Annotated in this window: 22 protein-coding genes and 1 pseudogene; 14 read left to right on the top strand and 9 right to left on the bottom strand. The window is 66.4% G+C overall.

Annotated elements, in window-relative coordinates; all coding sequences use genetic code 11:
• Window positions 1-37 precede the first annotated feature (37 nt).
• Both ACIPPQ_RS10960 and aat read left to right on the top strand, forming a co-directional pair.
• Window positions 38-877 (top strand): class I SAM-dependent methyltransferase, encoded by an 840-nt coding sequence (locus tag ACIPPQ_RS10960; RefSeq protein ID WP_446544114.1) that lies wholly within the window; start codon window positions 38-40, stop codon window positions 875-877.
• Window positions 874-1,671 (top strand): leucyl/phenylalanyl-tRNA--protein transferase, encoded by a 798-nt coding sequence (aat, locus tag ACIPPQ_RS10965; protein ID WP_446544361.1) that lies wholly within the window; start codon window positions 874-876, stop codon window positions 1,669-1,671. Before ACIPPQ_RS10960 ends, aat begins: the two co-directional genes overlap by 4 nt.
• A gap of 35 nt (window positions 1,672-1,706) precedes the next feature.
• On the opposite strand, the pseudogene ACIPPQ_RS10970 reads toward aat, so the two are convergent.
• From ACIPPQ_RS10970 to ACIPPQ_RS10985, 4 genes and pseudogenes are all read right to left on the bottom strand, one after another.
• Window positions 1,707-1,943 (bottom strand): annotated as a pseudogene (locus ACIPPQ_RS10970) (DUF2155 domain-containing protein); the annotation flags it as partial.
• Between the two features lie 176 nt (window positions 1,944-2,119).
• Window positions 2,120-2,506 carry an NADH:ubiquinone oxidoreductase subunit NDUFA12 gene (locus tag ACIPPQ_RS10975; protein ID WP_327451093.1) on the bottom strand — a complete coding sequence of 129 codons (387 nt, stop codon included), beginning with the start codon at window positions 2,504-2,506 and terminating at the stop codon, window positions 2,120-2,122.
• Window positions 2,507-2,566: 60 nt separating this feature from the next.
• A complete protein-coding gene (locus ACIPPQ_RS10980; RefSeq protein ID WP_446544115.1) occupies window positions 2,567-3,028 on the bottom strand; it encodes a DUF192 domain-containing protein in 462 nt (153 codons plus the stop codon).
• Between the two features lie 31 nt (window positions 3,029-3,059).
• Window positions 3,060-3,632 carry a regulatory protein RecX gene (locus ACIPPQ_RS10985; protein WP_446544116.1) on the bottom strand — a complete coding sequence of 191 codons (573 nt, stop codon included), beginning with the start codon at window positions 3,630-3,632 and terminating at the stop codon, window positions 3,060-3,062.
• 180 nt (window positions 3,633-3,812) lie between these two features.
• Here ACIPPQ_RS10985 and ACIPPQ_RS10990 point away from each other — a divergent pair, with 180 nt between their 5' ends.
• From ACIPPQ_RS10990 to ACIPPQ_RS11000, 3 genes are all read left to right on the top strand, one after another.
• Window positions 3,813-5,564, top strand: a complete 1,752-nt coding sequence (locus ACIPPQ_RS10990; protein ID WP_446544117.1) for a fatty acyl-AMP ligase — start codon at window positions 3,813-3,815, stop codon at window positions 5,562-5,564.
• 108 nt (window positions 5,565-5,672) lie between these two features.
• Window positions 5,673-8,027, top strand: a complete 2,355-nt coding sequence (locus tag ACIPPQ_RS10995; protein WP_446544118.1) for a putative bifunctional diguanylate cyclase/phosphodiesterase — start codon at window positions 5,673-5,675, stop codon at window positions 8,025-8,027.
• A 207-nt stretch (window positions 8,028-8,234) separates the two neighbouring features.
• Entirely contained in the window at window positions 8,235-8,777 is a 543-nt protein-coding gene (locus ACIPPQ_RS11000; RefSeq protein ID WP_446544119.1) for a CHAP domain-containing protein, read from the top strand.
• An 88-nt stretch (window positions 8,778-8,865) separates the two neighbouring features.
• On the opposite strand, the gene ACIPPQ_RS11005 is transcribed toward ACIPPQ_RS11000, so the two are convergent.
• Window positions 8,866-9,147, bottom strand: a complete 282-nt coding sequence (locus ACIPPQ_RS11005) for a DUF3297 family protein (protein ID WP_446544120.1) — start codon at window positions 9,145-9,147, stop codon at window positions 8,866-8,868.
• Between the two features lie 435 nt (window positions 9,148-9,582).
• Between ACIPPQ_RS11005 and ACIPPQ_RS11010 the strand changes: the two genes are divergently transcribed.
• Both ACIPPQ_RS11010 and ACIPPQ_RS11015 read left to right on the top strand, forming a co-directional pair.
• Window positions 9,583-10,542 (top strand): hypothetical protein, encoded by a 960-nt coding sequence (locus tag ACIPPQ_RS11010; RefSeq protein ID WP_446544121.1) that lies wholly within the window; start codon window positions 9,583-9,585, stop codon window positions 10,540-10,542.
• An 11-nt stretch (window positions 10,543-10,553) separates the two neighbouring features.
• Entirely contained in the window at window positions 10,554-12,188 is a 1,635-nt protein-coding gene (locus ACIPPQ_RS11015) for a ShlB/FhaC/HecB family hemolysin secretion/activation protein (RefSeq protein ID WP_446544122.1), read from the top strand.
• Here ACIPPQ_RS11015 and ACIPPQ_RS11020 read toward each other — a convergent pair.
• Window positions 12,160-12,633: a hemerythrin domain-containing protein gene (locus ACIPPQ_RS11020; RefSeq protein WP_446544123.1), complete on the bottom strand. Its 474-nt coding sequence runs from the start codon at window positions 12,631-12,633 to the stop codon at window positions 12,160-12,162. The genes ACIPPQ_RS11015 and ACIPPQ_RS11020 overlap by 29 nt on opposite strands.
• Before the next feature lie 213 nt (window positions 12,634-12,846).
• On the opposite strand from ACIPPQ_RS11020, the gene ACIPPQ_RS11025 reads away from it, so the two are divergent.
• Window positions 12,847-14,013 carry a PepSY-associated TM helix domain-containing protein gene (locus ACIPPQ_RS11025; protein WP_446544124.1) on the top strand — a complete coding sequence of 389 codons (1,167 nt, stop codon included), beginning with the start codon at window positions 12,847-12,849 and terminating at the stop codon, window positions 14,011-14,013.
• Window positions 14,010-14,189 (top strand): hypothetical protein, encoded by a 180-nt coding sequence (locus tag ACIPPQ_RS11030; RefSeq protein ID WP_446544125.1) that lies wholly within the window; start codon window positions 14,010-14,012, stop codon window positions 14,187-14,189. The genes ACIPPQ_RS11025 and ACIPPQ_RS11030 overlap by 4 nt, the downstream gene beginning before the upstream one ends.
• A 61-nt stretch (window positions 14,190-14,250) precedes the next feature.
• Here ACIPPQ_RS11030 and ACIPPQ_RS11035 read toward each other — a convergent pair whose 3' ends face one another.
• Window positions 14,251-16,443 carry a TonB-dependent siderophore receptor gene (locus ACIPPQ_RS11035; RefSeq protein WP_446544126.1) on the bottom strand — a complete coding sequence of 731 codons (2,193 nt, stop codon included), beginning with the start codon at window positions 16,441-16,443 and terminating at the stop codon, window positions 14,251-14,253.
• A gap of 150 nt (window positions 16,444-16,593) precedes the next feature.
• Here ACIPPQ_RS11035 and ACIPPQ_RS11040 point away from each other — a divergent pair, with 150 nt between their 5' ends.
• From ACIPPQ_RS11040 to ACIPPQ_RS11055, 4 genes are all read left to right on the top strand, one after another.
• Complete coding sequence (locus ACIPPQ_RS11040; RefSeq protein WP_446544127.1) at window positions 16,594-17,595, top strand: pyridoxamine 5'-phosphate oxidase family protein; 1,002 nt, start codon at window positions 16,594-16,596, stop codon at window positions 17,593-17,595.
• Window positions 17,596-17,660: 65 nt separating this feature from the next.
• Window positions 17,661-18,542, top strand: a complete 882-nt coding sequence (ku, locus tag ACIPPQ_RS11045) for a non-homologous end joining protein Ku (RefSeq protein WP_446544128.1) — start codon at window positions 17,661-17,663, stop codon at window positions 18,540-18,542.
• A 123-nt stretch (window positions 18,543-18,665) separates the two neighbouring features.
• Entirely contained in the window at window positions 18,666-21,185 is a 2,520-nt protein-coding gene (ligD, locus tag ACIPPQ_RS11050) for a DNA ligase D (protein WP_446544129.1), read from the top strand.
• 198 nt (window positions 21,186-21,383) lie between these two features.
• Window positions 21,384-24,059 carry a TonB-dependent receptor gene (locus ACIPPQ_RS11055; protein ID WP_446544130.1) on the top strand — a complete coding sequence of 892 codons (2,676 nt, stop codon included), beginning with the start codon at window positions 21,384-21,386 and terminating at the stop codon, window positions 24,057-24,059.
• Between the two features lie 50 nt (window positions 24,060-24,109).
• On the opposite strand, the gene ACIPPQ_RS11060 is transcribed toward ACIPPQ_RS11055, so the two are convergent.
• The gene (locus ACIPPQ_RS11060) at window positions 24,110-24,967 is read right to left on the bottom strand and encodes a helix-turn-helix domain-containing protein (protein ID WP_446544131.1); all 858 of its coding nucleotides are present in this window, start codon (window positions 24,965-24,967) and stop codon (window positions 24,110-24,112) included.
• 121 nt (window positions 24,968-25,088) lie between these two features.
• On the opposite strand from ACIPPQ_RS11060, the gene ACIPPQ_RS11065 reads away from it, so the two are divergent.
• Window positions 25,089-25,862 carry an SDR family oxidoreductase gene (locus tag ACIPPQ_RS11065; protein ID WP_446544132.1) on the top strand — a complete coding sequence of 258 codons (774 nt, stop codon included), beginning with the start codon at window positions 25,089-25,091 and terminating at the stop codon, window positions 25,860-25,862.
• A gap of 170 nt (window positions 25,863-26,032) precedes the next feature.
• Here the strand turns inward: ACIPPQ_RS11065 and ACIPPQ_RS11070 are convergent, their stop codons facing one another.
• Window positions 26,033-26,527, bottom strand: coding sequence for a hypothetical protein (locus tag ACIPPQ_RS11070; protein WP_446544133.1), 495 nt, complete (start codon window positions 26,525-26,527; stop codon window positions 26,033-26,035).
• Window positions 26,528-26,547 lie beyond the last annotated feature (20 nt).

The following is a 26,547-nucleotide window of genomic DNA, read 5'->3' on the forward strand; positions in this document are numbered from 1 at the left end:
CGCAAACAGGGGTCTTCCCCTGGAGAGAGGTGCCCATATGCGTGTCCTATCGATTGTTGCAAGTGCCGCCGCCCTGATCGCCGTTCCCGCCGCCGCGATGCAGCATGACGGCCACGCCGGGCACCACGCCCCCGCCGCGCACAAGGGGCAGGACGCGATCGCCGCAGCGGTCGCCGCGCCCACCCGTACCCCCGCCAACCTCGCCCGCGACCCATATCGCCACCCCGCCGAAACGCTGGCCTTTTTCGGTGTGAAGCCGGGCGATACGGTCGTCGAGCTGTGGCCTGGCGGCGGCTGGTACACCGAAATCCTCGCCCCGCTGGCCAAATCGGGCGGCGGTACGCTCTATGCCGCAGCGCCGTGGGAACGCGGCCTGAACAAGGTCAAGGAATGGCAGGGCGCCAAGCCCGATCTTTATGGCGCGGTGAAGCTCGCCGAATTTCCGAACGCCGGAACCAACCCCAAAGTGCCCGATGGCAGCGCCGACGTCGTGCTGACCTTTCGCAACGTCCACAACTGGCGGTCGGGCGGCGCCGAAAGCACCGCGAACGCCTTCCGCCAAATCTATGCGATGCTCAAACCCGGCGGCACGCTCGGCGTCGCCGAGCATCGGCTGGACGAAAAGGACGACAGCGCGAAAGAAGAGAAGTCGGGCTATCTGAAGGAAAGCACGGTCATCGCGCTCGCCGAAGCCGCGGGCTTCAAGCTCGCCGGCCGCAGCGAGGTCAACGCCAATCCGAAGGACACCAAGGATTATCCCAAGGGCGTCTGGACGCTGCCGCCGTCGCTGGCCGAAGGCGACAAGGACCGTGCGAAATATGTCGCAATCGGCGAATCGGACCGCATGACGCTGAAATTCGTGAAGCCAGCAAACTGAAGCATTTTGAATCCATCGACCCGGCGCTGCTTCTAAGCGCCTATGCGCAGGGTATTTTCCCGATGGCCGACGGGGCGGACGACCCGTCGGTCCATTGGGTCGAACCGCGGCTGCGCGCGATCCTGCCCCTGGACGGCTTTCACCTGTCGCACAGCCTGAAAAAGGTGATCGTATCGGACCGCTTCCGCGTCACCACCGATACCGCCTTCGCCGATATGGTCGCGCTCTGCGCCGCGCCCGCTGACGATCGTCCGACGACGTGGATCAATCCCGTTATCCGCGCGAGCTATGACCGGTTGTTCCAGCTCGGCCACGCGCATAGCGTCGAATGCTGGCTCGATGGCGAACTCGCTGGCGGACTTTATGGTGTGACCCTTGGCCGCGCCTTTTTCGGCGAATCGATGGTCAGCCGCGCACGCGACGCGTCAAAGGTTGCGCTCGCACACCTCGTCGCACGGCTGATCGCCGGCGGCTGGAAACTGCTCGACTGCCAGTTCATCACCCCGCATCTCGCCAGCCTCGGCGCGATCGAAATCCGCCAGGCCGACTATCTTGCGCGGCTCTATTCGGTGTTGGCGGGGGGTGACGGCGGCGCGGCCTTAGGGGCGGGGGCCGGTGCCGGGACGACGGGCGGCGCCACGGGCGTCGCGGTACCGTCGCCGCCATTCGTCGCGGGCGACTGGGGTGCGCTCGACGCCTTCGGCGCGGCGGCCGCGCCCGATTTCGGCGCCGAACGCGCAACGGGCTCGCCGCCCGGATATGTCATCGCACAGCTTTTGACGAAGACGTCATAGATCGGGTGCTGGATCACGTTGCGGTCGGGCCGCTCGCGGAAAATCCAGCCCGAAAAGACGCGGTACCATTTGTCGTCGCGCTGGTCCTGCACCGTCAGTTGCACGAACGCGCCCGTCTCGGGCGGATCTTCCCACGGCGCCGTCTGCTCGCACGCGCGCAGTCGCACGATCGCGCGGCCCACCCGCGCGGTATCGCCGGGCTTCATTTCGAGATCGCGGACGAGGCCGTTGCGCTTGTTGAGCAGGCCGACGACGGCAACGCGATCGGCCATCGGGGTCGCGCCTTCGATGCCGCCGACTTCCTGCGGCACGCGTTCGGATTTGGCGATCTGCGGCGCCTTGTCGCTGCCGCCCGCCTTGGTCGCTTGGGTCCGGTCGCAGGCGCCGAGCGAGACGGCGGCGATCGCCGCCAGTCCCAGCGTCGCGGTCAGCCTTTGCACCGCAGCGCTCACTCGGCGCCGGGCCGCCAGGCCTCATAATCGCCGGTCGCGGCGGCGCGGCGCCCGCCGCGTTCGAGCGCACCGGCGGGGCGATAGGCGCCCGTGCTGCCGGTCAGGTTCGCCGTCGGTTCCTTCTCCCACGCGCGCGGCGCGGGGAGCACGTCGGTCGGCAGTTCGTCGAGCGTGCCGTGCAGCCAGCCATGCCACTCGGGCGGCACGCGGCTCGCATCATTCGATCCATTATAGATCACCCAGCGGCGGCTGCCCTTTTTCGCACGGAAATAGCGGTTGCCGAGGCTGTCCTCGCCCACCTTCTCGCCGGTGCTCCAGCTGTTCAGCAACGTGCCGACGGTCGCGCCGTCCCACCAGGTGAAAATCTTGCCCAAGATGCTCATGGCGTGGCGTTTACAGGCAAGGTGTCGCAGTCCGCAAGCCGCAAACCGCGCGGCGCACCGCTATTTCGTGTCTTTCCACGTCACCTTGGCGGTCTCGTCGATCCCGAGCCGCGCCGCGGTACCGCCGGCAAGCTCGAGCACCGCCGAAACCTCGCCCCCGCTGACGACGGGTTCGAGCGATTCGGGGATGGTGTTTTCGGCGATCCGGTCGATGCTGCCGTCGGCGCGGATGAAGATCATATCGAGCGGGATCAGCGTGTTCTTCATCCAGAAGCTGCCGATCCGCGGCTTTTTGAACGGAAAGATCATGCCGCCATCGGCGGGCAGGCTGGTACGGAACATCAGCCCGCGATCCTGCTCCTCGTCGGTGCGCGCGACTTCGACATTGAAGACATGCGCCTTGCCCGCCGCGGTGATCGTCACCGGGATAGTCGCGGCGCTCGCTTCCTCGCTGGCATCGCGGCTGCACGCCGCCATCGGCAGGGCGAGCGACAGTGCAAGGGCGGTAAAAATGGCGCGCATCGGCAGATCCTTATCCCGTGAATTGCCCGACCTAATCGAGCCCCGCTTCGTCGTCCAGCGCCGCCAGCGCGGCCTCGTCCCCCGGCGGGACGGCAAGGATGCGGCGCGCGATCGTCATGCTGTGCCCCGCGCGCAGAAAGGCGGCGATTTGCCGCTCGCGCAGCTTCGGATCGTCGCTCGCGCGCGTCGCAAACGGCCCGAACCGCCGCCGCCGCGCGAAACCCACTGCCGCCGCCACCGCAGCGCCCTCCGCCGTCTCGATCGCCTCGCCGCTATCGTGGGGAGCAATCCCGTCGACATAAAGTTGCGCCTTGACCCGCCGCACCCCCAGCCCGCGCCGCGTCATCGCTCCCGCGCGCATCGCCGCATATTGGCGGTCGTCGAGATAGCGCAATTGCTCCATCCGGTCGGCGATCGCCTCGCACGCCGTCATGGCGTCACCTTCATCTATCCATTCGGATTCGCGGACTTTTCGGGACAGATAGCGCGTCAACTTGGCCCGGCTCGTCGCGAATCGGGCCACATAGGCGAGTGCCAGTTCGTCGAGTTTCGCTGCGCCGAGCGGCCTTTTCGATCGGTCGGGGTGAGCGCGATGCTTGGGCATATGCCATGTTTGTGCCACAGTCGGGCCTGATTGAGAACGATCAACACCGCCATATCCGGCCATAACGCCCGGAAATGGGCGATTGTTCTAACAACACAGGGCTCGCGCACGGTAACCATGGCTCAAAAAGATGACATGCTTGTTGCCGCGCGGCCCGTTTCGCGGGATGTCGCACCCCCTATGACCGATCTCACTGCTACCGAGGCCGACGCGCTGACGTCGACGCCGACCTTCTGCGCCCAGCCGCGCCGCTTTTCGGACTTCGCCACCGTCGGCGAAGCGCTCGATTATGCCGCAAAGGGCACGCGCGGGCTCAATTTCCACGATCCGCGCGGAAAGCTCGTGCGCCCCTATCCGTACAGCGAATTGAAAGCCGACGCGCTCGCGACCGCCTATCGCCTGATCGCCGCGGGTGTGAAGCCCGGTGACCGCATCGCGCTGATCGCCGAAACGGGCGCCGAATTCGCCGCGCTCTTCTTCGGCACGATCTACGCGGGCGCCTGGCCGGTGCCGTTGCCGCTGCCGACGAGCTTCGGCGGCCGCGATAGCTATGTCGGCCAGCTCGTCGTCCAGCTGTCGAGCTGCGATCCGACGATGCTCTTCTTCCCGCCCGAAATCGCCGCGATGGCGGTCGAAGCCGCCGAAAAGGAAGGCGTCAAACCCGTCGACTGGAGCGCCTTCGCGCAGAATCCGGCGCCGGTCGCCGCGCTGCCCGAGCAGAAGTCGGACGAAACCTGCTATCTTCAGTACAGCAGCGGCTCGACGCGCTTTCCGCACGGCGTCGCGGTCACCCACGCCGCGCTGCTCAACAATCTCGCGGCGCACAGCCACGGCATGGAAGTGCGCGACAGCGACCGCTGCATTTCGTGGCTGCCCTGGTATCACGACATGGGCCTCGTCGGCTGCCTGCTCTCGCCCGTCGCCAACCAGGTATCGGTCGATTATCTCAAGACCGAGGATTTCGCCCGCCGCCCGCTCGCCTGGCTCGACCTGATCAGCCGCAACGAAGGCACGACGCTCAGCTATTCGCCGACCTTCGGCTACGACATCTGCGCGCGCCGCGTGTCGAGCCAGACGCATGTCGCCGACCGCTTCGACCTGTCGCGCTGGCGCGTCGCGGGTAACGGCGCCGACATGATCCGCCCCGACGTGATGCAAAGCTTCGTCGACGCCTTTGCCGACGCCGGCTTCAAGGCGAGCGCCTTCCTGCCGAGCTATGGCCTTGCCGAAGCGACGCTCGCGGTCAGCATCATGCCGCCGGGCGAAGGCATCGTCGTCGAACTCGTCGAGGAAACCGAATTGTCGGGCGCCGCGAATGATTCGGGCCGGCCGACGCGCTACCGCGCGATCGTCAACTGCGGCCGCGCCGCGCGCGACATGGTGATCGAGGTCCGCGACGAAGCGGGGGGCGTGCTGCCCGACCAGACCGTCGGCAAGGTATGGTGCACCGGCCCGTCGCTGATGACCGGCTATTTCCGCGACCCCGAATCGACCGCCGCCTGCATGAAGGATGGCTGGCTCGATACCGGAGATATGGGTTATTTGTCAGATGGTTACATCTACATCGTCGGCCGCGCCAAGGACATGATCATCATCAACGGCAAGAACCACTGGCCGCAGGATATCGAATGGGCGGTGGAGCAGCTCCCCGGGTTCAAGTCGGGCGACATCGCCGCCTTCGCGATCACCGCGCCCGGCGGCGAGGAAACCCCCGCGGTGCTCGTCCAGTGCCGCACCAGCGACGAGGCCGAACGCCTCGCGCTGCGCGAGACGATTCGTGACCGTGTCCGCGCGATCACCGGCATGAACTGCCTGATCGAGCTGATCCCGCCGCGCACCTTGCCGCGGACAAGTTCGGGCAAGCTCAGCCGGTCGAAAGCCCGCGCGCAATATCTGGCCGGGGAAATCCAGCCTTTCGCAATGGCGGCCTGACCAACCCTCTGAACAAGCGGGCTGATTTTGCTCCTTCGGGAGAAAAAAAGCGCGTGCTGGCGGGCGGATAGTTACCTTCGGGTAACCCCCGCGCGCTAAACAGGGCGGGTGAAAAGCCTGCTGACCGACCCAATTGGTGCCGAAGTCATTCCTGCGCGGACCCTGTTGGGGCTGGGCGCGCGAAACGAAGACTTCGGCGATCTCCGCCAGCTCCAGCTCGCGCCGCTTCGCGGCCGCGGGTCGCTGCGCCTGTTGATGGGCCTCGGCATGGCGCTCGTCGCCGCCTTCACGATGATCCACAGCGTGCCGCCGCCGGTCGCTGGCGGCTGGTTCGGCTGCGCGCTGATCTTCTGCCTGTGGTCGTACAGCAAGTTCCGGAACCTGCCGCTCGGCGATCCCAAATTGTCGGGGATCGCCGAATATCGGCTGTGTTGTCGCCACGCGCTCTATTCGGCGCTGCTGTGGGGCAGCCCCTTCTGGTTGCAGGGCGCCAGCCCCGCGCTCGACCATGTGCTGTCGATGTGGACGATCGCGGTGCTGATGATGGTGACGCTGGCGATCGTCGCGCACAGCGTGCCGATGGCGTGCGCGCTGTTCATCGGCCCCGTCACCCTGTCGGCGGCGGTCGCGCTCGTCCGCGCGGACGCGCCGCAACTCGCGGGGGTCGCGCTGGCCGCGGGTCTGCTGCTCTGTGCCTTCTGCGTCCGCTTCGCGCAAAGCCACATCCGCTTCCGCCGCGCCGAAGAGACGCTGCACGAAAAGACCGAAACGGTCAGCCTGCTGCTCCGCGAGTTCGAGGAAACCTCGGCCGACTGGTTGTGGCAGACCGACAACAGCCGCCGCCTCGTCCATGTCTCGCCGCGCCTCGCCTATGCGCTGGGCGGCACCGCCGAGGCGATCGAGGGGCTGCCGCTGCTCCAGGCGCTTTCGGGCGACGCGTGGGAAACCGGGCTGTTTCCCAAAAGCCTGCACGACATGGCAGAACGGATGAAACGGCGCGAAAGCTTTTCGAACCTGATCGTGCCCGTCACGATCGGCGGCATGCCGCGCTGGTGGGAATTGTCGGCGTCGCCGCGCCTCGACGAGGCGGGCAAGTTCCTCGGTTTCCGCGGCGTCGGTTCGGACGTCACCGAACAGCGCGCGACCGCCGAACAGATCGCCAAGATGGCGCGCTTCGACAATCTGACCGGCCTGCCCAACCGCCTCAGCCTGAACGAGGATCTCGCCCGCGCGCTCGACCATGCGCTCGGCGCCAAGTCGCGCTGCGCGCTGCTGATGATCGATCTCGACCGTTTCAAGGCGGTCAATGATACGCTCGGCCATCCGGTCGGCGACAAGTTGCTCGCGCAGGTCGCGGCGCGGCTCAAGGGGCTGATGGAACGCGGCATGACGTGCGGCCGGCTCGGCGGCGACGAATTCGCCGTCGTGCTGCACAATGTGCCGTCGGCCGACGCCGCCGAGGAGCTCGCGAAGCGGCTCATCACGACGATCAGCCGGCCCTATGTCGTCGACAATCACCAGCTGTTCGTCGGCGCCAGCATCGGCTTCGCGATCGGGCCGCAGGACGGCGCGACGGTCGAAACGCTGACCCGCAACGCCGACCTTGCGCTCTACAAATCGAAGGACCGCGGCGGCAACGTCGTCGCCGCCTATGTCGCATCATTGCACGCGCAGGCCGAGGAGCGGCGCGTGATGGAGCAGGAACTGCGCGGCGCGCTCGAGCGCGGCGAGTTCGAACTTTATTACCAGCCGGTGGTCACAGCGACCGACGGCACGCTGAACGGCTTCGAGGCGCTGATCCGCTGGCACAACCAGAAGCTCGGCAATGTCTCGCCCGGCCGCTTCATCCCGCTCGCCGAGGATGCGCGCCTGATCTCGCCGATCGGCGAATGGGTGCTGCGCACCGCGTGCCACGAAGCGATGAAATGGCCGTCGAACCTGAAGGTCGCGATCAACGTCTCCGCCGACCAGCTCACCGACCCCAGCTTCGCCTCGGTCGTCGTCTCGGCACTGGCACAGAGCGGGCTTTCGCCGCAGCGGCTCGAGATCGAGGTCACCGAAAGCGTCTTCCTGCGCGATGGCGGCGGCGCGGCGCAATTGCTCGACCAGCTCATCGGGCTGGGCATCCGCCTCAGCCTCGACGATTTCGGCACCGGCTATTCGTCGCTCGGTTACCTGCGCAAGACGCAATTCTCGACGATCAAGGTCGATCGCAGCTTCGTCGTGGGCGCCGCCAAGGGCAGCATCGAATCGATCGCGATCATCCGCGCCGTCGTCGCGCTCGCCGACAGCCTCGGCATGTCGACGACCGCCGAAGGCGCCGAAACCGAACTCGAGGTCGAAACGCTGCGCAGCTTCGGATGCAGCAATATCCAGGGCTATTATTACGGGCGCCCGATGCCGGCCAGCGACGTGCTCACGCTGTTCCGCCGTCCCGACGATGTGGCGACCGTCGCCGCCTGACGGCGATAAACCGAAACGCCCGCACGACGAATTGAACAGCTTAACAAAAGGTTCCCCCATCCACCGCACCGACGGCGCAACTCGTCGCTATGCGGTTGGTGCCCCGCGCAAGGCATAGCAAAGACGCTCCAACGCTTGAAGACAAGCCATCGGGGGTCGCATTCCATGCTCTATCGTCGTTACCTGGCAGCCGCCATCGCGTCTGTGATGATGATCACCGGCCTGATGGTCAGCGCGCCCGCCGCGGCGCAGGGCTATCTCCAGTGCGTCCCCTTTGCCCGCGCCGAATCGGGCGTCGAAATCCGCGGCAATGCCAAGACCTGGTGGTCGCAGGCCGCCGGCACCTACGAACGCGGCGACGAGCCGCGCAAGGGCGCCGTGATGGCATTTGCCGGCACCGGCGGCATGCCGCTCGGCCATGTCGCCGTGGTCAAGAAGATCGTCAGCGACCGCGAAATCCTGATCGACCATGCGAACTGGTCGCCGATCAACGGCCGCCGCGGCCAGATCGAGCGCAATGTCCGCGTCGTCGACGTCAGCTCGGATGGCGACTGGAGCATGGTTCGCGTGTGGTACGCCCCGATCGGCGACCTTGGCCTGCGCGCCAACCCGGTGCAGGGCTTCATCTATGCCAATGGCGAAGCGGGCACGCCGAACAAGGCCCCCAGCTTCAAGGCGCCGGTATGGGCGCAGAACGACTGGAAACCCGGCAACGGCCTCGAATTCGTCGCCGCCTCGCTCGGCCAGTAAACCCGAACGACATTCTGCAAGCGCATCGCGCGCAAAGAAAAGCCCCGGATCGCTCCGGGGCTTTCTTCATGCGCGGGCGCCTCGGTGATTAGACGTTGTCACCTTCGCCGGCAGCGGAGTCTTCGCCTGCCGCGCTGTCTTCGAACCAGGCTTCGACCTCGCCCGACAGCTTGATCGTCATCGGCTGGCCGAACCGGTCCTTCGACTTGCCCGCAGCGACGCGGATCCAGCCTTCGGAGATCGAATATTCCTCGACGTCAGTGCGCTCCTTGCCCTTGAAGCGGATTCCGATCCCGCGCTGCAGCACCTCCATGTCGAAATGGGGCGAGCGCGGATTGGTCGACATGCGGTCGGGGGGCGTATCGGTCATGAACTTGTTTCCCAAAAAATGATGGCGCGGCCCTAGCTGGACGACGCCATGATCGTCAATCGAAAGGCGGCGCCAGAGCCCTCAGCCGCGGCCGGCCGCACCGCTGGCCAACCGGGCCACCCGTCGGATGCGCGGGCCGCGCACGCCTTTGGCGGGCCTCGCGCGGCGTGGGAACGCGGCGCAGCTTCGCTCAACCGCGAAAATTGTTTCAAATAGGCACAGATTGCCAGCGAGCAATGCAGACAAGACGCACAAAGTAAAAATAAATTATAGTTAACTCCAAGTGCTATATTTCCATAAAATGCCTAGCTTTGCGTAATTCTATTGGTTTACGATCCAAGCTTATTTACACTTTATCAATAAGGAAGGGAACTTATTCGCGCGACAGGAATATCCGGCTCAGGGACCAGATATCATGTACGAAGGGGATGTCTCATGCCTTTGTCCTGTCTTGAATTTCGTCCAGCCCATCTCATTCTCATCCCGGCGTGCTTCGCGCTCGCGGCCTGCGAATCGTCGGGCAGCTATCGTGTCGGCAGCGTCGGCAGCGGCGGTGCCACGGGCGCCGTCGGTCCGGCGGGCGCCACGGGGCCGGCCGGCCCGGCCGGCGCAACCGGTCCGGCGGGTCCGGCCGGGCCCGCGGGCAGCGGCCTTGGCCTCGGCAGCGCCGGCGCGCTCGCGGTCGGCGGCCTCGTCGGCCCCGGCGGGGTCGCGGGCACCGGGCTGCTCGCGAACACCGGCGATCCCGCTGCCACCAACCCGGTGATCGGCAACGTGCTCGTCAAGACGGGCGGCCTCGTCAATGTCATCGCCGACAAGGGCTTGCTGCTCGCAAGCGCGGTCGACGGCAAGGTGCCGGGCAATACCAACCTCGTCGGCACCGTTGTCGGCGTCGTGAAGAGCACCGGCGTCGCGCTGGTCCAGACGGGCAGCGGCCAGCAATATCTGGTCGACGGCCTCACCGCCGCCCCCGGCCAACTCGTCACCGCGACGATCGGCAAGGCGACCGCGATCGGCAGCCCCGGCGCCTCGCCGCTGATCGGCGCGAGCATCTTGTCGCCCGGCCAGCAGAACGGCAGCCTGCTGACCGTCGGCGTCGGATCGGGCGGCCAGCTCGTCACGCTCCAGCCCGGCACCGGCGGCAACCTGCTCGGCGGCGCGACCGGCGGGCTGACGGGCGGTACGCCCGGCGGAAGCCCGACCGCCACCCCGGTCACGCTCGTCAGCAACGTCGTCACCACGGCCACCGGCGCGCTTGCGCAGGTCGGCGGCGGGGTCACGGGCGGTACGCCCGGCGGCGGCACGGCGGTCGATCCCGTCACCGGCCTCGTCACCGGCGTCACCGGCACCGTCGGGGGCGTCCTCGGCGGCGTGAAGCCGAAGCGCGGCAACTGACGCTGCGCCCCATGCGCAATCTGCGCATCGCCTGTGCCGCGGCGGCAGCTGGAGCCCTGCTCTGCCCCGCCGCGGCATGGACCAACCAGCCCGCGGCGACGCCGCTCGACGGCCGCCCGCCGCTCGCCCCCGACCGCAGCCGCGATCCGCTACCCGACCCCGAAACCAAGCCGCTTTCGCTTGGCAAGGTCGAACTCGGGGCGCGGCCCGACGTCACGATCCGCGAAATCCGCTTCATCGGCGCGGGCGTTCCCGCGAACGTCGGCCGCGCGGCGCAACGCTTTGTCGGCAGGCCCGCCTCGGCGGACAATCTCGCGAAGCTCGCCGCAGCGATGACGCGCGCCTATAACCGGTCGAGCGTCGCGCTCTTCACCCTCGTCATCCCCGAACAGGATCTGTCGGGCGGCGTCGTCACCGTCGCGTCGGCCGAGGGCTATGTCGGGTCGGTGGCATTGAGCGGCGAGCGCGAGAGCGGCCCCGCGCCGCTCGTTGCAAAAATGGCCGCGAGCCTTACCGGCCAGCGTCCGCTCCCGCGCGCGCGCTTCGAACGCGTGCTCGGCAATATCGCCGACATCCCGGGGGTCACCGTCACGCCCTCGCTCGCGCTCGGCACCGAACAGGGCGCGGTCGCGCTCGATCTCGCGGTCGATGCGAAGAAGCCGACGCTCGGCCTCGGCTTCACGACGCGCACCAGCCAGTTCGTCAACGACGGCATCGTCGAGGCGAACGCGCGCGGCACCAGCCTGCTGCGCAGCGGCGACGAAACGCGCCTCTCCGGCGCCGCGGCGCTCAACTTCAAATCCCTGCTCTATATCGCCGCGAGCCATTCGACCCCGCTCGGCGCCGGCGGGACGCGCGCCGAGATTTCCGGCGCCGCGCTGCGCACCCGCCCGAAGGGGCTGGCGATCGACGGCGAGGCATGGAGCGCGGGAATCGGCGTCACCCATCCGCTGATCCGCGCATCGCGGCGCAACCTCGTCGCGGCGGCGCGGCTCGATTACCTCGATTCGAAGAACGCGCTCTTCGGCTCGACCATCGCCGCCGAAAAGACATGGACGGCAAGCGGCAGCCTCGCCTTCCGCCTCAGCGAGGACCGCACCGTCCTCGGCGCCCGCATCGGCGGCGCGAAAGGCCTCGATTTCGCCGGTGCGCGCGTCGACCCGGGCGTCGGCGAGGTCGGCTTCCTCTATGCCGACGCGAGCGTCGAGGCGAACCAGGCGATTGGCAAGGTCGCGGTCGTCCGCGCCGCCGCGACCGGCCGCTGGACGCGCGACCGCCTGCCCGCCGCGCAGCGCTTCAGCGTCGGCGGCGCGACCTTCGGCCGCGCCTTCGCCGACGGGCTGGTCAACGGCGACCGCGGCTTCGCCAGTTTCGGCGAGCTCGCCTGGCGCCCGCTGCGCAGCGGCAAGCTGTCCAAAAGCGAAATCTACAGCTTCGTCGACTATGCCGACGTCACGCTGCTCGCACGCACCGCGATCCCGCGCACCGATTTCCGGCTGGGCAGCTGGGGCGGCGGGGTGCGCCTGTCCTATGCCGAGAACGCCACCATCGGCCTCGAACTCGCCGATGCGTGGAAACAGCCGGTGCCGGGCTATGATCAGGACTGGCGCGTCGCGCTCAGCTGGAAATTGGCGATCCGGCCCTGATCGCGGCATCGACCGCCGCCGCAGCGTAGAGCTTGTCGGCGAGCGGATAGAGTTCGCGTTCCTCGCGTTCGACCCGCACCGCCAGCATATCGAAGATGCTCGCCGTCTCGCGGCAAAAACCCGGCCAGTCCGCCGCGGCCCGCTCGCCCGTCCATTTGTCGTCATAGGCCACAAACTCCGCGGCCAGATCGCCCATTTCCAGCTCGAACTCGCGCGTGATCCGCATCAGTTCGGGATCGCCCGTCGCGTTGAGGCGGGGATAGAGCACCCAATCCTCGCACTTCAGGTGGCGCACCAATGTTTCGCGAAGCAGGCCACGCGCCGACGCCAGTTCGGTCGCCTCCGGGGGATGCGGGGCGTGGGTCATATCGAGGATGATCCGCGACAGCGTGACCAGCGCCGCATGTTCGGCGCGCAATCGCTGCATCTCGCGGCTCAAGGGCATAGTGGCTCCAGCGTTGCGAGCGGTCCCTCGATCGCCACTATACGCCGCGCGGGGTGAAAGGAAAGTGAATCGGCGTGCGCAGCCGGGGCGGCCCGAATGCTGGCATAGCTGGCCCGAACGACGCGGTGCGAGACGCGAATCCGGTTGTCAAAAGCGAGGCCTCGCCATAGGGCCATTTGAGAACTTCTCGCAATAACAGCGGCCCGCCAGCTTATGCAACGATCGACCATCCGCGCATGGTTCCTCGTCCACAAATGGACGAGCATCATCTGCACCGCCTTCCTGCTGATGCTGTGCCTCACCGGCCTGCCGCTGATCTTCCATGACGAAATCGATGCACTGACCGAAACCGCGCCGCGCTATGGCCTGCCCGGCACCGGGTCGTCGGGCGAAGCACCGGGCCTCCGCCCGCTCGACGAAATGCTCGCCAAGGCGCTCGCGGCGCGTCCGGGCGAGGTGCCCGTGTTCATGGCGTTCGACAACGACAATCCGTCGATGACGATCACCACCGCGCCGCGACCCGACTCGCCCGATACAGAGATGACGATCCAGCTCTGGGACCGCTCGACGGGGGAAGCCACCGGCGCGGTCGACGAAAGCGGGGTGATGCATTTCATCCTCCAGCTCCACACCGACATGTTCCTCGGCCTGCCCGGGATGCTCTTCCTCGGGCTGATGGGGCTGCTCTTCGTTGTCGCGATTATCTCGGGGGTCGTTCTCTATGCGCCCTTCATGCGCAAGCTCGATTTCGCGACGCTGCGCACGTCGCGCAGCACGCGGCTCAAATGGCTCGACTACCACAACCTGCTCGGCATCGTCGCGCTCGCGTGGATGAGTGTCGTCGGCGCGACGGGCGTGATCAACGCGCTCGCGACCCCGATCTTCGCGCAGTGGCAGACGACCGAACTCGCCGAGATGGTACGCGCTTATGACGGCAAGGGCGCGGTGCCGCCCGAAAATTATGGTTCGATCGACAGGGCGATGGCGGCGGCGCGCAAGGCCGTGCCGGGCAACAATCCGCAATTCATCGCCTTTCCCGGCGGCGATTTCAGCAGCAAGCATCATGTCGCGATCTTCTTCCAGGGCGCGACGCCGCTCACCGAGCGATTGCTCACCCCCGCGCTCGTCGATGCCGAGACGGGCGAGTTCACCGACGCGCGCGCCATGCCCTGGTACGCACAGGCGCTGTTCGTGTCGCAGCCGCTCCACTTCGGCGATTATGGCGGGCTGCCGCTCAAGCTGCTCTGGGCCGTCCTCACCATCTTCACGATCGTCGTGCTCGGCTCGGGCCTTTACCTCTGGCTCGGCAAGCGCCGCGCGGGGACCGACGCGCTCGTCCGCGAGGTCGAAAGCGGCGGCACTGCGGTTCCCGCCGAATGAAGAAACCCCAAAGCCTCCGTCGGATCTTCGCCGTCCCGCTGCTGCTCGCGCTGCTCAGCATCGCGGGACTGGTCGTCGCGCTCACCGGCGACGGCTGGCGCGACGCCGCGGCGTGGATCGCCCTCGGCGCGCCGGTGTGCGCGGTGGGATGGGCGATGAAGGCGCGCCGCCGCTGAAGCGAAAAGGGCCGCGGAGCCATGCCCCGCAGCCCTCGAAAGCCCCCTGTGGACGCGGGGTTCAGAAGCGCTTGGTCACCGTCGCAATGACTTGGCGTCCTTCGGCGAAGAAGCAGCCGGCGAGACCGGTGCAGCGTCCCGCGTAACGCTTGTCGAACAGATTGCTGCCGTTGACCGCAAAGCGCCAGCCCGGAATGTCATAGTGCAGCGTCGCGTCGAACAAGGTCACCGCGGGGCTGGTGAAGGTCGCCGGGATGACGATCCCGCTCGGCGTGGTCACCGTCGCGCCGGGCAGCGCAACGACGCCGTTGCTGCTGCTGAGGTGGCGCACGCCGACCCCGCCGCCCGCACCGCTGCCATGCGTATAGTCGACGAACAGCGACGCCTTGTGCCGCGGCTGCGCGGCAAGGCGCGCGCCGACCTCGGCGGGATTGTTGCTCTCGCTGACCTTCGCGTCGAGATAGGTGTAGGACGCGTTGATCGACAGCTGCTGGCGGATGCGCGCCACGACCTCGAGCTCGAGGCCCTTCGACGTGACCTCGCCCGTCTGGACCGAGAAGCCCGGATTGACCGTATCCTGCGTCAGCACATTGCTCTGCCGGATGCGATAGATGGCGCCGGTCGCGAAGATCCTGAAATCGTCGCCCATGTTGCGGCCGTCGAACTTGACCCCCGCCTCGATCTGCTTGCCCTCGCTCGGATCGAAGGCGTTACCGCCGAACGTCTGCCCGACGAGCGGCTGGAACGAGGTCGCATAGCTGATGTACGGCGCGATGCCGCTGTCGGTCACCCAGGTCGCCCCCGCGCGCCAGGTGAACTTCTTTTCCTTCGCTTCGGGGAAGGCGGCGCCGGTCGCATAATTGTTGATCGTCATCCAGTCGTGACGCCCCGACAGCGTCAGGATCAGCTTACCGATATGCGCCTGGTCCTGCAGGTAAACGCCGGTCTGTTTCAGCCGCTGGTTGGTGAAGTCGAACAGCGAGGTCGGCGCCGGGATCGGCGTGGCGCTGTATACCGGGTTGAACAGGTCGATGTTCGTTGCGGGAAGGAAGTTGAACGCCGACTGCTCGCGATAATTGCGATAGTCGAGGCCCGCGAGGACATGATGCTCGATCGCGCCCGTTTCGAACTGCGCGTCGAACCGCGAATCGACCGCGAACTGCTGCACATCGTCGGCGAAGGGGAAGTTCGAGCGCGTGACCGTGCGGTTGTCGGCCGACAGGCCGTTCGCATAGATGATCTGCTGATATTCGCTGTAATCGCTCCAGCGCGCATTTTGCGTGAAGCGCAGCGCCGACGAGAAGCGGTGCGTGAACTCATAGCCGAGGCTCCACTGTTCGCGGCGGTAATAATTATAGTCGGGCTCGCCGAGGTTGACGCCGCGGCGCACCTTGCCGACCGGGTTCGGCACGAGCACGCCAACCGCGGGCAGGAAGCCGTTCGTGTCGCCTTCGACGCGGTCCCACTGATAATAGCCGAGCGCGGTAATCTTTGTGTCGGGTCCGATGTCGAACGCGACCGCGGGCGCGACATAGGCGCGGCGCGCGGTGACGAAATCGGTCTGGCCGTCGCGGTCGCGATAGAGGCCGGTCAGCCGCGCGCTGACGCCGTTGGTCAGCTCGCCGGTGATCGTGCCCGCGGCCTGTTTGAAATCGTCGGTGCCGTATTTGAGCTGGATTTCGCCGCTGGTGCGCGTCGAAGGGCGGCGGCTGGTGAGGTTATAGATGCCGCCCGGCGGCGTCGTGCCATAGAGGACGCCCGCGGGCCCTTTCAATATATCGACCGCCTCGAAGCCATAGAGATCGACCCCGACGTTCGAAATCGTCGAGCTGACCGGCGCCTGCAATCCGTCGACATATTGCACGGGGACGAAGCCGCGCAGCGTCAGGAAGTCGAAACGCAGGTCGGGGCCGTAATTTTCGCCGACGATGCCCGCGGTATAGCGCACCGCCTGCTGGACATCGACGAAGTTCAACAGGTCGATCTGGTCGCGCGAGATCACCGACTCCGACTGCGGCGTCTCGATCAGCGGCGCGGTCGTCTTGCTCGCGGTGATCGCGCCCGAAGGGACGAAGCGGCGCGCGGTGACGATGATGCCGCCGTCGTCCTGCTTCACCGTTTCGACGCCGCCTTCCTCGACCGTGCCGGCCGGGGCCGCGGCGCTGTCTTGCGCCAGCGCGGCCGACGGCACCCACGCCGCCCCCGCCATCAGCAACGCACCCGTGCGAAGGCCGAGCCCCCTGAATCCGCGCATTTTCCGTATCCCTCAAGCTTGATCGGTCCTGCCGAAACCGCTAAGGCAATTGCGACTGATTTGCAATAAGACTGCGATGAAGCAGTCCATCGTTCGGGCCAAAAAGCTTTTCGATCGGGCCATGGCGACGGGGAAACAGAGGAAAAGCCGATGAGCGACGTCGACAGCATCGCGGGCCTCGAGGCCATTATGGGAAAGGCCCCGCCCGCGGTGAACCTCAAGGTCATCGATCATGTCGACGCCACGGCGCGCCGCTGGCTCGAAGCCTCGCCGCTGATGTTCGCGGGGTTCGGCGACGCGAACGGCATCGCGATCACGCTCGGCGGCGGCGCCGCCGGCTTTGCCGCCGCCGACGACAAGACGCTCGCCATTCCCCTCGCCGCGCTCGACGCTCCGGCGCTCGCGGTGCCGGGCGCCAGCTTCGGCTCGCTGTTCCTCGTCCCCGGGATCGGCGAGACGCTTCGCATCAACGGCCGCGTCGCGGCGGTGGCGGACGGCGATGTGCAGGTCGCGGTCGAGGAATGCTATGTCCATTGCGCCAAGGCGCTGATCCGCTCGTGCTTCTGGTCCGCCGATCCGATCGAGGCAGCACCTGCCGCCATCCCCGCCTTTGCCGCCGCGGCCTGCTTCATGGCGCTCGCGACGATCGACGCCGCGGGCCATGCCGACCTCAGCCCGAAGGGCGACCCCGCGGGGTCGATGGCGCATCTCGACGGCGACCAGTTCTGGTTCGCCGACCGCCCCGGCAACCGGCGCACCGACAGCTTCCGTAATCTCATCGCGCAGCCGCGCATCGCCGCCGCGCTGCTGATCCCCGGTTCGGCGGACGTCGCGATCCTTGGCGGCACCGCGATGCTGACCGACGACGAAACCGCGCGCGCGACCTTCGCGGTGCAGGGCAAGGTGCCGCTGCTCGCAACACGCGTCGATGATGTCGTGATCGAACGCCGGCCCAGCGCCGCCCTCGCCCGCGCCGCGCTCTGGCCCGCCGCGCCCGCACCCGCCGATATCAAGCCCGCAAAGATGTTCGCCGAACATGTCCGGCTCAACAAGGACAAGGGCCTCGGCGCGCGCATCGCGGGCGCGTTCGTCTCGGTCCCCGGGCTGATGCAGCGCGGGCTCGACAAGGATTACAAGGACAATCTCTACTAAGCCGCGTCCGACGGAACCCCACGCGCCCCCCGGACATTTGGAGTCGGGCAGCGAAAGGAACGTCGATGGCCGCACGGGCATATTGGAAGGGTCAGATCCGCCTCGCTTTGGTGTCGATCCCGGTCGAAATCTATTCGGCGACCAAATCGGGCGCCGCGGTGACCTTTCGCCAGATCCACGAACCGAGTGGCAAACCGGTCAAATATGAAAAGACCGTACCCGGCATCGGCGCGATCGACCATGACGATATCGTCAAGGGCTTCGAGCTGTCGAAGGGCAATTATGTCCTGCTCGACGAGGAAGAGATCGAGGCGGTCAAGCTCGAGAGCAAACGCACATTGGAACTCGTCCAGTTCGTCGACACCGACGCGATCGACGTCCTCTATTATACCAAGCCCTATTATGTCGTCCCCGCCGACGAACTCGCCGAAGAAGCCTATATCGTGCTGCGCGAGGCGCTGAAGCGCACGAAGAAGGTCGGGCTCGGCCAGCTCGCGCTGCGCGGGCAGGAACAGCTTGTCGCGCTCCGCCCGTGCGGGCGCGGCCTCGTGCTCGAAGTGCTGCGCTACGCCGACGAGGTGAACAAGGCAGCCAATTATTTCCGCGACGTCGGGGCCAGCAAGCCCGACGCCGACCTGCTCGACCTCGCCGAAACCTTGATCGCCAAGAAGAGCGGCGAATTCCACGCCTCCGACTATCACAACCATTATATCGACGCGCTCAAGCGCGTGATCGCCAAGAAAGCAAAAGCCAAGGGCAAGCGCGTGCTCGAGGATGTCGAGGAGCCCGCCAGCACCGGCCGCGGCTCGAACGTCATCGACCTGATGGCGGCGCTCAAGGCCTCGGTCGACGGGAAGAAGACCGCACCTGCCAAGGCGGCACCGGCGAAGAAAGCCGCGGCCACTAAGGCGCCGGCTAAAAAATCGCCAGCCCGAAAGCGTGCCTGACGCCTTTTCTCCGTTCGCCCGGAGCTTGTCGAAGGGCCGTTCTTCCTTTTCTCCGTCCGCGAAAAAGGACGGTCCTTCGACAAGCTCAGGACGAACGGATTTGTTTGAGCAAGGTCGGATCTGATGGCGAAGCGTGCCGACCCGCTCGCGCAATATAACGCCAAGCGCGATTTCGCGCTGACCCCCGAACCTGCGGGCAAGGTGGAGAAGGGCCAAAAACGTCAAACGCGCAACCGCTTCATCGTCCAGAAGCACGACGCCACCCGCCTCCACTACGACTTCCGCCTCGAAGTCGACGGCGTCCTCAAAAGCTGGGCCGTGACCAAGGGGCCGAGTGCCGACCCCGCCGACAAACGGCTCGCGGTGCGCACCGAAGACCATCCGATGAGCTACGCGGAGTTCGAGGGTGGCATTCCGAAGGGCGAATATGGCGGCGGCACGGTGATGCTGTGGGACCGCGGCACCTGGAAGCCCATCGAGGGCAAGAGCGCGAAGGATATCGACAAGGGCCATCTCCATTTCACCCTCGACGGGACACGGATGAAGGGCGAATGGCTGCTCGTCCGCATGAAACCGCGCCCCGGCGAAAAGCGCGAGAACTGGCTGCTCCGCAAGGTCGACGATGCTTTCGCGGGCGGCACCGACGACCTTGTCGGCCGGCAGCTCACGAGCATCCTCACCGGCCGCACCATGGCCGAGATCGCGGGCGACGAGGGCGGCGAGCAATCATTGAAGGGTGCCAAGGGCGCGGCCTTCACGAAAAAGATGCGGGCGGCCGCCGCGCACAACAAGAAGGTCGCCAAGCCCGCCACCAGGGGCAAGCCGCCGAAATTCCGCCCGCTCCAGCTCGCAACGCTGGTCGACGCGGTGCCGTCGGGCAACGGCTGGTTCCACGAGATCAAATATGACGGCTACCGCGCCGAAATCGCCGCCGCGGGCGACGACGTGCGCGTCTACACAAGGAACGGCCTCGACTGGACCGACAAGTTCGCGCCGCTCGTCCGCCACCTCGCCGCGCTCGACCTGCCGCCGTGCCTGATCGACGGCGAGATCGTCGCCTATGGCAAGGACGGCAACCCCGACTTCTCGTCGCTGCAGGCAGTCCTCAAGCGCGGCCACGGCGCGCAGGACGAAAAGACCGCGCTCCACCTCTTCGCCTTCGACCTGCTCGAAGAGGGCGGCAAATCGCTTGCGAAACTCGGCAATCTCGAACGCAAGGAGCGGCTCGAAGCGCTGCTCCGCGATGCCAGGCCACCGGTTGCCGTCGCCGACCATGTCATCGGCGCCGGGGAAAAGCTCTATGCCGCAATGTGCGGCGCGGGGCAGGAAGGCATCATCTCGAAGCGCGCCGACGCCGCCTATTCGGGCCGCCGCTCCAAAAATTGGGTGAAGGTCAAATGCACGCGGCGGCAGGAGTTCATACTCGTCGGCTGGAACCCCTCCTCGACCAAGGCGCGCCCTTTCGCATCGCTTCTCCTCGCCCAGCGCGAGGGCGATACGCTCGTCTACAAGGGCAATGTCGGTACCGGCTTCGACGCCGCCACGATGGCCGACCTTGCCAAGAAATTCGCGAGCCGATCCCGCAAGACCGCCCCGCTCGACGTCGACGCCGCCACTGCGCACAAGGTCCGCTGGCTCAAACCCGATCTCGTCGCCGAAATCGCCTTCGCCGAATTCACCGCCAGCGGATCGGTCCGCCACGCAAGCTTCCTCGGCCTGCGCCACGACAAGGAGGCAAAAGAGGTGACCCCTGAAAAGAAACAGCCCGCTCCTGCCCCGGAAAGCGATGTCACGATCAGCAGCCGCGAGCGCATCATCTTCCCCGAAGCGAAGGCGACCAAGGGCGACCTTGCGGATTATTATGCAGCAATCGCGCCGATCATGCTCCCGCACACCGCACGCCGGCCGATCAGCCTCGTCCGCTGCCCGCAGGGCCGCGGCAAGAATTGCTTTTTCCAGAAGCATGATTCGGGATCGTTCGGCGATCATGTCCGCCACGTGCCGATCAGGGAGAAGGACGGCGGGCATGAGGATTATCTCTACGTCGAGGACGCCGACGGCCTGCTCGCCTGCGTCCAGATGGGGACGATCGAATTCCACGGCTGGGGCAGCCATGTCGGCAGCCTCGAAAAGCCCGACCGCATGGTGTTCGACCTCGACCCCGACGAGGGGCTCGATTTCGCCGACGTGAAGAAGGCCGCCGCCGATATCCGCCGCCAGCTCGCCGACATCGGGCTGGTGAGCTTCGCGATGCTGTCGGGTGGCAAGGGCGTGCATGTCGTCGTGCCGCTCGATCCGGGGCACAGCTGGGACGCGCACAAGGATTTCTCGAAACGCTTTGCCGAGGCGCTGAGCCTCGCCGAACCCGACCGTTTCGTCGCGACGATGAGCAAGGCGAAGCGCAAGGGCAAGATCTTCATCGACTGGCTTCGCAACCAGCGCGGCAGCACCGCGATCATGCCTTATTCGGCGCGCGCGCGCGAAAATGCCCCGGTTGCGGTTCCGATCGGCTGGGATGCGCTTGCCGACGCCGGAAAGGCCGGGCAATGGACGATCGGCGATGCCGACGAGCTGCTCGCCCGCGCGGCGGGGCCCGACCTCAAGGGCTGGGGTTTTGCAAGCCAGTCACTCCCCGATTTCTAGCGCGGGCGGCCGTCAGGAATTGGTTAGCTTACTAATAAGCATTCTAATAATACCAATAGAATACCAAAGAGCGGCATATTTTGTTCGTCTCGGGGCATAATCGCGCCGAAACGAGCTTGACGTATAGATTGGTATGTCTAATGTCCCCCGCAAATCAGAGCAATAATTGATTTTCGATCAAAATAAGGGAGACTCGACATGACCAATGCAAGATATCTGCTCGCTTCGGCCAGCATTGGTACGCTGCTTTTCGCCGCCAGCGCAGCCCAGGCGCAAACCGCCGCCCCCGCGACCGACGCGTCTGCCGAGAGCGAAATCGTCGTCACCGGCATCCGCGGGTCACTCCGCGAAGCGATCGACGCCAAGCGCGACCTCGCCGTGATCGCCGACGTCGTCACCGCCGAAGACGTCGGCAAATTCCCCGACAAGAATGTCGCCGAAGCGCTCCAGCGCGTGCCCGGCATCGTCGTCAACCGCGAGTTCGGCGAAGGCGAGCGCGTCTCGCTGCGCGGCACCGCGCCGAACCTCACCAAGACCTTGCTCAACGGCCACAGCGTCGCAACCGCCGACTGGTTCATCCTCGACCAGGTCGCCTCGACGCGCAGCTTCAACTACCTCACCCTGCCCGCCGAGATCATCGGCCGCCTCGAAGTCTACAAGAGCCCGCAGGCCGACGTCGAAGAAGGCGGGGTCGGCGGCACGATCAACGTCATCACGCGCAACCCGCTCGACCTCGACCCGCTCACCCTCTCGGCCTCGGCGCAGGCCGCCTATTCGGATCTGTCGGGCAAGGTCGACCCGCAGGTCTCGGGCCTCATCAGCTGGAAGAACGCCGACGAAACCTTCGGCGTCCTCGTCGGCGCGATCTATCAGAAGCGCCGCACGCGCCGCGACGGCCTCGAAATCTTCGGCTATCGCTCCTTCCCCGTCGGCGGCGGGCAGAATGCGCTCGTCCCGACGCTGATCGGCTCGACGATGTTCGAACAGGACCGCGAACGCTATGGCGCCAACATCGGCATCCAGTTCCGCCCGTCGGACACGCTCGAAGTCAACATCACCGGGCTCTACTCGCGCTTCAACGCCGACAACTTCAACCAGAATTATATCGCGTGGGGCGAACAGGCGCTCGCCGGCGGCGGCGCGATCACGGGTGCCGTGGTCGAGGACGGCGTCGCGGTCGCGGGCAATATTGCGTCGGCAACGGGCGGCACGACGGGCTTCGGCGTCGTCTATGACGCGATCGACCGGCAGGCGGTCGCCAAGACCGCCTCGGCCGACTTCGACCTGACCTGGCGCCCTGTCGACAGCCTGTCGGTCCATTTCAAGGCCGGCTGGACCAAGGCGAACGGCGACACGAGCAACGAGAATTTCATCGAGTTCGCGGGGCCGGGCCGGTTCAGCTACGATCTGCGCAGCGGCCGCCCCGAAGTCAGCTTTGGCAGCCCCAACCCGCTCAACCCCGCCGGGATCCGTCCCGATTTCGCGCGCATCCAGTCGGTGACGAACGACGATGAGGAGAAATATTTCTACCTCGACGTCGAAAAGCAGGTCGAATGGGGCCCGCTCACCGCGCTCAAATTCGGGGTCAAATATACCGATCACGACCGCGTCGCCGAACGCTTCGCGACCAACGGCGGCGTCTTCACCCCCGGGCTGCGCTGCAATGGCGCCCCATGCACCTCGGCCGATTTCGCGACCGGCAGCGGCATGCCCGGCGACTTCCTCGACAATATCGCCGCGCCCGGTACGCTGCGCGACTATTGGCGCGTCGACCCCGCCAAGCTGCGTGCCATCTATGGCGCATCGACGTCGCCCTCGAACGACCGCTTCCTCGTCCCCGGCAACAGCTATTCGATCAACGAAAAGGCGTGGGGCGGTTATGGCCTCGCCAAATTCGGCGGCGAGGGCTGGCGCGGCAATGTCGGCGTGCGCGTGATCGAAACGAAGCAGACCTCGGACGGCTTCATCATCGGCGGCGCGAACCCCGAGTTCACCAACCCGTTCGGCGGTTTCACCCCGTCGACCGCGAAACGCTCCTACACCGACATCCTGCCGAGCGCGAACCTCTCGGTCGACCTGTCGGATCAGGTCGTGCTGCGCTTCGCCGCGGGCAAGACGGTGACGCGCCCCGACTTCGTCGACATCACCCCCGGCGTCGACCTCAACGGCACCTTGCTCACGGGCCGCGGCGGCGATCCGAACCTCGATCCGTACCGCGCCAACCAGTATGACCTGTCGATCGAATGGTATCCCGACCGCGAGACGATCGTCGCGCTCGCCGCCTTCTACAAGGATATCCAGTCGTACATCGTCAACACGACCTCGACCGAAATCCTGCCCGGCGTCTTCGTACCCGGATCGCAGCCCGCGGGCTGCGTCGCGGCGGGCGGCGGCAATCCGAACCTGTTCAACTGCCCCTATCAGATCAACCGCCGCAGCAATGGCGACGGCGGACGCAACCAGGGCTTCGAATTCCAGGTGTCGCGCCCGATCTGGGGCGGCTTCGGTGCGGTGGTCAACTACACCTATTCGGACGCCAAGGCGAACAATGGCGATCCGATCCCGGGCAATTCGAAGCACTCGCTCAACCTGACGGGCTATTATGAAAACGACCTCGTCAGCGCGCGACTCTCGTACAACTACCGGTCGAAATTCTTCATCGATATCGACCGCGCGGCGCCGCTCAATCAGGCTGCGCTCTCGTCGCTCGACGCGTCGGTCAGCGTCAATATCACCGACAATATCGCGCTCACCGCCGACGCGATCAACCTGACCAACGAGAAGATCGAACAATATTCGGGCACCCGCGACCGCCCGCGCGCGATCTATGACAATGGCCGCCAATTCTATGTCGGGGCGCGCCTGAAGTTCTGATCCCCCCGCGGCCGGTATCGGGTGTGCCGAACGCCCGATACCGGTCCGGTTTACCGCGCCGCGGCGCGGTAACGCGTCGGCGGCACGCCGAACCGCCGCGCAAAGGCCGTCGCAAAATGGCTCGACGATGCGAAACCCGTCGCCAGCGCCACCTCGGTCACCGGTGCCGTCCCGTACCACAGCCGCCGTGCCGCCTCGTCGAGCCGCATACGCATCACATATTGCCAGGGTGACAGCCCGAAGGCGTCGTGAAACGCCGACGTAAATCGCCGCACGTCCATGCCGACGAGTGCGGCGAGCGCCGCAAGGCTATGTTCCGCATCGAGTTGCCCGCGGACCGCTTCGGCAAGGCAGTTGCGATCCGACGCCGACAAGGCACGATACCCCCGGAGCCGCTCGCGAAGCGCGTATCGCTCGCCGAAATGCCGCTCGAGCATATCGCCGACCTCGTGGGCCGCCATCCGGGCCAGATCGTCGCCCGCGCGCACCAGTTCGAACAGCCGGGCCGCCGCACGGAAAACCGCCTCGTCGCGATGCCGCACGCGCGCGGCCAGCGGGGCGTCGGCGAGCAACGCCGTCGGCACGCTCAATTCGACAAAGGCCGCGCTTTCGCCCTGCGCGAGCGCGGCATAGCGGCACGCCGCCGGGATCACCCAGATATCGCCGCGCGCCGGCAGCACCGACCCCGAGGGTCCGACCGAAAATTCGCATTCCATCCGGTCGAGCCGGCCGCCCAGATGGACGACGATCGTGTGATGATCTTCCTCGAACGCCCAGTCGGTCGGCGCTTTCAGATTTTCGGTGGCGGCCAGCACGCCAAGCTGGCCGATCCCCACCTGATGCCGTGCGACGACATCGCGCGGCGAGCGCGGCCTGATGCCATCCCAGACGGTTGCGGCTTCGGTCAATCACCCACCTTGCGAGTCCCCACGACTCGTCCTGACGATTTTCGAAAACTGTGCCGGAATTTGAAAGCGGGCAAGGCGAAAGCACCTTAGCCTCGGGCAGGTAGCGACCAAGGAGACCAGAATGGCCGATCACAGCATCAAGGGTAAGACCGTCCTCATCGCCGGCGGCGGCAAGAATCTCGGCGGGCTGATCGCACGCGACCTCGCGGAACAGGGCGCGAGGGCCATCGCGGTCCACTACAACAGCCCGGCTTCGGCCGCCGAGACCGAAGAAACGCTCGCCGCAATCCGCGCCGCCGGAGCCGAGGCGGTCGCCTTCCAGGCCGACCTCACGTCGGCCGCGTCCATGGAAAAGCTGTTCGCCGACACGATCGCCGCGATCGGGCGCCCCGACATCGCGATCAACACCGTCGGCAAGGTGCTGAAGAAGCCCTTCACCGAAATCAGCGAGGGCGAATATGACGAGATGACCGCGGTCAATTCGAAGACCGCCTTCTTCTTCCTGAAAGAGGCCGGCAAACATGTGAACGACAATGGCAAGGTGTGCACGCTCGTCACATCGTTGCTCGGCGCCTACACGCCCTTCTACGCCGCCTATGCGGGGACGAAGGCGCCGGTCGAACATTTCACCCGCGCCGCGTCGAAGGAGTTCGGGGCGCGCGGGATTTCGGTCACCGCGATCGGTCCGGGTCCGATGGACACGCCCTTCTTCTACCCCGCCGAAGAGGCCGATGCGCAGGCCTATCACAAATCGGCGGCGGCGCTGTCGGGCTATTCGAAGACCGGGCTCACCGACATCGAGGATATCGTGCCGTGGATCCGCATGCTGGTATCCGACGGCTGGTGGATGACCGGCCAGACGATCCTCGTCAACGGCGGCTACACGACCAAGTGACCCCTCCCCCGGCTGCCCGCGTGGCGGCCGGGAAGCCGGGCGGATGGCGCGACGCCGCGCCGTCCGCCCGATTTTTCAGGTGCGTCCTTCGAAGGTCAACCCGATCATCCGCGGTTCGCCGAGCGGTACCTGCACGGCCTGAACATATTTTCGGGGCGCCGGCCGCGCGCCTATTCGCAGCAGCGGTCAGGATCGTCCGACGCGTCGAGCGCGACGAGCAGCCCGATGCCCGCAACGAGCGCGAGTCCGCCGACGACCAGCGCCGCGGTGCCGACATCGGACATATTGCTGCGCCCCTTCGTCGCGGCGCGCCCGCCCGGCGCATAGCGCGTCGCCGCCAGCCGCTGCCCCGCCAGCGAAAGCCGCGGCGCGCGATCGTCGCCCGTAAAGCCGAACTCGAGCCCTTCGCCGATCCGCCACGCGGGGCCTTTCAGCGCCGTCCCGTCGCTCCGCTGCATCGGCACTACCGTCAGGCTCGCGCGAAGCTTCTCGCCGCCTTCCTGCTTCCCGCCGAGCGGAATCCGTAAGCGCGCACCGATGAAGCCGCCCATCGCGACGGGCGAAGCGCCGTTCATCGGCGCGCCGCCGCCGAAGGTCTGCGCCTGCAAAGGCGACGCGCAGCAGGCGAACAGCGCGATCGCAGCGGAAATCTGTTTCATGGTCATAATACCCCCTCCCTGAAACC

This window comes from Sphingopyxis sp. LARHCG72, from assembly GCF_052871675.1.